The sequence below is a fragment of the Mycobacterium sp. UM_CSW genome, from assembly GCF_000455205.1.
Taxonomy (GTDB): Bacteria; Actinomycetota; Actinomycetes; order Mycobacteriales; family Mycobacteriaceae; genus Mycobacterium.
The window spans coordinates 1-6,088 of record NZ_AUWQ01000113.1; the positions used below are offsets into that span (position 1 = coordinate 1).

At 70.0% G+C, this 6,088-nt stretch carries 4 protein-coding genes and 1 pseudogene; 3 read left to right on the forward strand and 2 right to left on the reverse strand.

Annotated features, from left to right (window positions below):
• Together N415_RS31105 and N415_RS33320 are read right to left on the reverse strand one after the other, a co-directional pair.
• A partial coding sequence (locus N415_RS31105; RefSeq protein ID WP_152531609.1) for a PPE domain-containing protein occupies positions 1-208 on the reverse strand: 208 nt, incomplete at its 3' end.
• A 10-nt stretch (positions 209-218) separates the two neighbouring features.
• Complete coding sequence (locus N415_RS33320) at positions 219-1,766, reverse strand: PE family protein (RefSeq protein ID WP_068188538.1); 1,548 nt, start codon at positions 1,764-1,766, stop codon at positions 219-221.
• A gap of 363 nt (positions 1,767-2,129) precedes the next feature.
• On the opposite strand from N415_RS33320, the gene N415_RS27415 reads away from it, so the two are divergent.
• The 3 genes and pseudogenes from N415_RS27415 to N415_RS33030 form a co-directional block, all read left to right on the forward strand.
• Positions 2,130-5,360: a LuxR family transcriptional regulator gene (locus N415_RS27415; RefSeq protein ID WP_239645719.1), complete on the forward strand. Its 3,231-nt coding sequence runs from the start codon at positions 2,130-2,132 to the stop codon at positions 5,358-5,360.
• Between the two features lie 154 nt (positions 5,361-5,514).
• Positions 5,515-5,736: pseudogene (locus N415_RS33025) on the forward strand (PE family protein); the annotation flags it as partial.
• Positions 5,737-5,769: 33 nt separating this feature from the next.
• A partial coding sequence (locus N415_RS33030) for a PGRS repeat-containing protein (RefSeq protein WP_343203467.1) occupies positions 5,770-6,088 on the forward strand: 319 nt, incomplete at its 3' end.

Genomic DNA, 6,088 nt, shown 5'->3' on the forward strand with positions numbered 1-6,088 from the left:
CCGCCCGCGCCATCGCCACCGCCGCCGGACCCTGCCACCCCACCCCCACCAACCCCGACGTCACCGAACGGAAAGACGAAGCCGCCGAACCCAACTCACCCGCCAAACCCTCCCACGCCGCCGCCGCATCCAACATCGGACCCGGCCCCGCACCGCTCAAGTACAAATTCGCCGAATTAACCTCCGGCGGCAACACCAAAAAACTCATCACACGTCCTTTAGTTGAAGAAGCCCGACTGCGCGTCACGCTTGTTGAAGAAACCCGAGTCGTCGTTGCCCGAGTTGCCGATGCCCGAGTTGAAGACGTTCGAGTTGCCGATGCCGATGTTGTCGAAGCCGGTGTTTCCAATCCCCGCAAGGAAACTGCCCGAGTTGCCGATGCCGACGTTGTTGCCGTTGCCCGAGTTTCGGAAGCCCGACTCGAAGGCCAGGCCGGCGTTTTGGAAGCCGGACGTATCGCCGCCCGCGTTGAAAAAGCCGGAGCTGTCCAGGCCGGTGTTGCCGAAGCCCGAGTTCTTCACCCCGGCCGGGGTGATGCCGCTGCCGAAGCCGGTGTTCAGGTTGCCCGAGTCGAACCCGCCGGTGTTGCTCGCGCCCGAATTTCCCCATCCGGTGTTGAAGTTGCCGGCGTTGAAGTCACCGGTGTTCAGGGAGCCGGCGTTGCCGCTGCCCGTGTTCTGGAAGCCGGAGTTCCCCATCCCGAAGTTCTGGGAGCCGCCGTTGAACATGCCCATGTTGTTCGAGCCGCCGTTGAGCGCACCGAAGTTGCTGAATCCGCTGTTGAGGAAGCCGGTGTCGCCCTGACCGGAGTTGGTGAACCCGGTGCTGAAGCTGCCCGAGTTCTCGAATCCGAAGCTGTGGTTGCCGGAGTTGAAGATGCCGACGTTTCCGGTGCCCGAGTTGAAGAAGCCGATGTTCCCGGTGCCCGAGTTGCCGAATCCGATGTTGCCGGTGCCGGAATTCAGTGCGCCGAAACCGATCTGGTTGTCGCCCGTCAGCCCGAAGCCGATGTCGTTGTTGCCGGTGTTGCCGAAGCCGATGTTGTGGTTGCCGGTGTTGGCGGCGCCGACATTGTTGCTGCCGCGGTTCCCGAAGCCCATGTTCGCGTCGCCGCGGTTCCCGCTGCCCATGTTGCCGCTGCCCAGATTGCCGTTGCCGACGTTGGTGTTGCCGAGGTTTCCGGCGCCGACGTTGCCGACGCCGTTGTTCCCGAAGCCGGTGTTGTTGTTGCCGGCGTTCCCGCTGCCCAGGTTTTGGCTGCCCCGGTTGCCGTCGCCGATGTTGCCGATGCCGTTGTTTCCGTTGCCGACGTTGCCGCTGCCGATGTTGCCGCTGCCCAGGTTCTGGTTGCCGCTGTTGCCGCTGCCCACGTTCCCGTTGCCGTTGTTGCCCCCGCCCACGTTGCCGGCGCCGACGTTGCCGATGCCCAAGTTGGCCAGGACGTCCTGCGCGGCGGCCTGCATGGGCGCCCCGATCATGGACGCGTTGGCGGCCTCGGCTTCCGCGTAGAGCGCCCCGCCGGCGCTCATGGCCCGAACGAACTGCTGATGAAAGCTCGCCGCCCGTGCGCTCAGCGCCTGATACAGCTCGGCGTGCCCGGAAAACAGGGCGGCGATCGCGGCCGAGACTTCGTCGGCGCCGGCCGCCGCGACCGCGGAGGTCGGAGCGGCCGCCGCCGCGTTTGCCGCGTTCAACGCCGAGCGGATGCCCTCCAGATCCGCCGATGCGGCCGCCAGCATCTCCGGGGCCGCTACCACGTACGACATTGCCGTCCCTCCCGATCGTTCGCCGTCGGGCGAGGGGTGAAAACGCAGCGAATTGCGAACCCGGCCCCCGACGTGTGTTGGAAACGAGTCAAATATGCGGGGGTTTGCGTCGAACTAACGTCGGTCGTATCGCGTAGATACAGAGCATGAGGGGTCGTAAATGCAGCGAGGCCCGGGGTCGTAGGACCGCCCACGGCAAAGCGGCAGCCCATGTCCGCGGGCCCGCCGTGGCTTCCTCCCCCGCCGCGATGACCTCAATGGATTTGCGTTGGAACTGGACCCTGGGTGGGCGGCATGAGCGAAACTGATGTGCGCGGGGGCATACGGTCATGGAATAGGAGTGACCCTGGCGTCAGAGAGTTCATGCCCACGGGAACGGTGACCCTGCTGGTCGCCGATTTCGAGGGTTCCGAGCGACTGTGGGAGTCGCGGCCGGAGCAAATGACGGCCGCGCTCGTGCGGCTGGACCGCGCCGCCTCCGAGCTCGTCCCCACCCACGACGGCGTTCTGGTGATCGAGCCGGGTGTCGGCGACAGCTTCATGGCCGCCTTCGCGCACGCGACCGACGCGGTGGCGTGTGCTGTGGAGTTGCAGCGTGCACCGCTGGCGCCGATTCGGCTGCGGATCGGCGTGCACACCGGCGAGGTCCAGCTCGACGACGCCGGCGACTACGTCGGCTCGACCCCCGAGCGGGCGGCACTCCTGCGCGACCTGGCGCACGGCGGCCAGATCCTGCTCTCGGGCATCACCCGCGACCTGGTCGTCGACCAATTGCCGGCCGACGCCTGGCTGACCGATCTCGGCACCCATCAGCTCGGCGACCTTCCGCGCCCCGAACGGGTGGCGCAGCTGTGCCACTCCGACCTGGATGTCGAGTTCCCGCCGCTGCGCACCACGGGCAGCGTCGTCCCGCACGGCCTCCCGGTGCAGCTGACCCGGTTCGTGGGTCGGGTCACCCTGACCAACGACGTCGTCAAGGCGCTGTACGAGAACCGGCTGGTGACCCTGGCCGGCGCTGGCGGCGTCGGCAAGACCCGGCTGGCGGTCCAGGTGGCCGCGCAGGCGGCGGCCGAGTTCGACGGCAATGTCTGGTTCGTCGACCTGACGCCGGTCACCGACCCCGACGTGGTGCCGGTCGCGGCGCTTCGGGCGCTGGGCCTGCCCGACCAGCCGGGGCGCTCGGCGACGGACACCCTGCTGCGGTTCCTCGGCGATCGGCGGGTGTTGCTCGTCCTGGACAATTGCGAGCACCTGATCGACGAGTGCGCCGACCTGACCGTCGCGCTGCTGGGGGCGTGCCCGCAGTTGACGGTCCTGACCACCAGCCGCGAGCCGATCGGGGTGGCCGGCGAGGTGACCTGGCGGGTGCCGTCGCTGTCGCTCGCCGACGAAGCGATCGAACTGTTCGTCGACCGTGCGCGCCTGGCCCGGCCCGACTTCGACATCGCCGTCGACGACACCGCCGCGGTGCGCGAGATCTGCGAGCGCCTGGACGGCCTGCCTTTGGGGATCGAGCTGGCGGCGGCGCGGGTGCGGATGATGTCGCTGACCGAGATCCTCGACGGGCTGCGTAACCGGTTCCGGCTGGTCACCGGCGTCCGCCCCGGGACGCGGCGCAAACGGACGTTGGGTGAATCGGTCGACTGGTCCCACGAGCTGCTGAGCGAGCCGGAGCGCGTGCTGTTCCGCCGGCTGGCGGTCTTCCGGGCCGGATTCGACCTCGACGCCGCGCGGGTCGTCGGCGACGGCGACCCGGCGCAGCAACTCCAGATCCTCGACCGGCTCGCCCAGCTGGTGGACAAGTCCCTCGTGGTGGCGGAAAACGCCGGCGACAGGACCCGCTTCCGGCTGCTCGACACGGTGCGCCATTACGCGATGGCCAAGCTGATTGAATCCGGTGAGGCCGACGAGGTGCACGCGCGGCACCGCGACTACTACGCGGCGCTGGCGGCCCTGCTGGACAGCCCCGCGGACCCCGACCACCAGCGCCGCATCGAACAGGTCGAGATCGAGATCGACAACCTGCGGGCCGCATTCGCGTGGAGCCGCCAAACCGGGGACATCGAGCGGGCGCTGGAGCTGACGTCGTCGCTGCAGCCGCTGTGGCAGACCCGCGGACGCATCCAGGAGGGGCTGGCGTGGTTCGACGCCACCCTCCCCGAGGACAACGCCGGGATCTCGGCCGTGGTGCGCGGGCGCGCCCTCGCGGACAAGGCGGCCCTGGACGCGTCGCGCAGCATCGGCGACAACCTCGAGCAGGCACAACAGGCCGTGGCGATCGCACGCCAGATCGACGACCCCGCGCTGCTGGCGCGCGCGCTCACCGCCTGCGGTGCTATCGCCTCCTACAGCGCCGACGCGGCCCGCCCGTATCTGGCCGAGGCCATCGGCATCGCCCGCACGCTGGACGACCAATGGCGGCTGATCCAGATCCTGACCTGGCAGGCGAACGGCGCGTTCTACGCCGGCGATCCGGTCGCCGCCGAGGCGACCTCCCGCGAAGGCTGCGAACTCGCCGCCTCGATCGGCGACCGGTTCCATGCGCGCTCGTGCCGCTGGACCCTCGGCCTGGCGCACATGATGAAGGGCGAGTTGGTCAAGGCCGTCGAGCAGTTCAGCGAGGTGACCGCCGATGCCGACGCGGCGCACGATGTCCTGTTCCGGTGGGGCGCGCGACTGAGCCTCAGCCTGGTGCTCTCCTTCCAGGGCGAGGTGGAGGCGGCCGCGGCCGCGGCGCGCGCGTCCCTGGAAGCCGCGTCGGATTTGTGGCCCTACAACGAGGGATTCAGCTATGCGGTGTTGGCCACCGCGGCGCTGGCCGCCGGTGACGTCGCGGCGGCGACCGCGGCCACCGAGGCGGCGCAGCAGCGGGTGGCCGTCGAGGGCGAGCTGGGTGCGGCGATCGCCAACCCGATCGTCGAGGTCGCCCTGGCCCGAGGCGATCTGATCGAGGCCGGACGCTGGGCGGACCACCAGGTCGCGTCGTCGGCGGGCTGGCACCTGGCCCGGGCGCTGACCCGGCGCGCGCGCGTCGCGATCGCCAAGGGCGAGCCGGATCAGGCGGAGCGCGACGCCCACAAGGCGCTCGGCTGCGCTGCGGAGTACGGGGCGCACCTCGCCGTCCCCGACATCCTCGAGTGCCTGGGCCGACTGGCCGCCGATGGCCAGAGCCATCGCGACGCGGCGCGGCTGCTGGGTGCCGCGGACACGATCCGGCGGCAGATCGGCGCGGTGCGGTTCCGGATCTACGACGCGGATCACGCGCGCACGGTCGCGGCGCTGCGCGAGGCCATGGGCGCGCAGGACTTCGACGCCGCGTGGGCCGAGGGCGTCGGGCTATCGCTCGACGAGGCCGTCGCCTACGCGCGCCGCGGCCGGGGGGAGCGCAAGCGCCCGACCAGCGGCTGGGCGTCGCTGACCCCGACCGAACGGGACGTCGCGCGGCTGGTCGCCGACGGGCTGGCCAACAACGAGATCGCCGCCCGGCTGTTCATCTCCCGGCGGACGGTGCAAACCCACCTCACGCACGTCTACGCGAAGCTGGGCATCACGTCTCGCGTGCAACTCGCCCAGGAAGTGGCCGGCCGCGGCTAAGCGCCGCATGGCATAGCCAAATATGCCTAAGCACCGCGAACGGGCAGATCTACGACCCCCTGCCGCGCGCTATTTACGAGCTTTGACCGACGTTCATCGCCCCGATGGTTCGCATCCTTGAGTCGATTGCTTGATGGCGACCGGGAGGAAAGCGATGTCGTTCGTGATAGTGGACCCCGAACTGGTGGCGGCCGCGGCGGCCGATGTGGAGAACATCGGATCGGCGCTCAGCGCCGCCCACGCGGCGGCGGCGGGCCCGACAACCGCGGTGCTGGCCGCCGGCGCCGATGAGGTGTCGGCGGCGTTGGCCACCCTGTTCTCCGGCCACGCCCAGGCGTTTCAGGCCCTCGGCGCCGAGGCGGCGCTGTTCCATCAGCAATTCACGCAGACGATGAGCAGCAGCGGGACCATGTTCGCGGCCGCCGAAGCCGCGAACGTGTCGCCGCTGCAGACCGTGCTCGATGGGATCAACGCGCCCATCCAGGCCGCGACGGGGCGCCCCCTGATCGGCAACGGCGCCAACGGCGCCGCGGGGACCGGTCAAAACGGCGGCGACGGCGGTTGGTTGATCGGTAACGGCGGCGCCGGCGGGTCCGGAACCAACGGTGCCACGGGCGGTAACGGCGGCAACGGCGGGGCCGCCGGGTTGATCGGCAACGGCGGCGCCGGTGGCGCCGGCGGAGCCGCCTTGGTAGGCCCGGGTGGAGCCGGCGGCCACGGCGGCGCCG